The 742-nt window shown below is 47.0% G+C and carries 1 protein-coding gene; it reads left to right on the forward strand.

All coding sequences use genetic code 11. The annotated features are described in order from the left end of the window. Positions 1–742, forward strand: a 742-nt coding sequence (locus tag JEM65_RS21005) for a DUF7507 domain-containing protein (RefSeq protein WP_199603690.1), incomplete at both ends; no start/stop codon positions are given.

Consider the following 742-nt stretch of genomic DNA (forward strand, 5'->3'; position numbering starts at 1 on the left):
GGATACCAATGTAGATGCAAATCCAACGGGTGGAGTTACGACATTGGCCCCTGGAGCAACGACAACTTTTACTGCGGATTATACCGTAACCCAGGCAGATATCGATACAGGCGGCAATGTTACCAATAATGTAACGGCAAGTTCTGATCAGGCTCCGGATGCAACAGATGATCTGGACATTCCTATTACTCAGAACCCTTTGATGACCGTGGTCAAAAGTTCAACCACTACCGAAGTAACCGTAGCCGGTCAGGTAATACCGTATTCTTACCTGGTCACCAATACAGGAAATGTCACCTTAACAGGAATCAGTTTATCGGATACCAATGTAGATGCACCGCCAACGGGTGGAGTTACCACATTGGCCCCTGGAGCATCCACAACATATACTGCGGATTATACCGTAACCCAGGCAGATATCGATACAGGCGGCAATGTGAGTAATACTGTAACAGCAAGTTCTACAGAAGCACCGGATGCAATAGATGATCTGGATATCCCTATTACTCAGGACCCATTGATGACCGTGGTCAAAAGTTCGACCACTACCGAAGTAACCGTAGCCGGTCAGGTAATACCGTATTCCTACCTGGTCTCCAATACAGGAAATGTTACCTTAACAGGAATCAGTTTATCGGATACCAATGTAGATGCACCGCCAACGGGTGGAGTTACCACATTGGCCCCTGGAGCATCCACAACATATACTGCGGATTATACCGTAACCCAGGCAGATATCGAT

The organism is Gelidibacter salicanalis, assembly GCF_016469035.1.
Taxonomy (GTDB): Bacteria; Bacteroidota; Bacteroidia; order Flavobacteriales; family Flavobacteriaceae; genus Gelidibacter; species Gelidibacter salicanalis_A.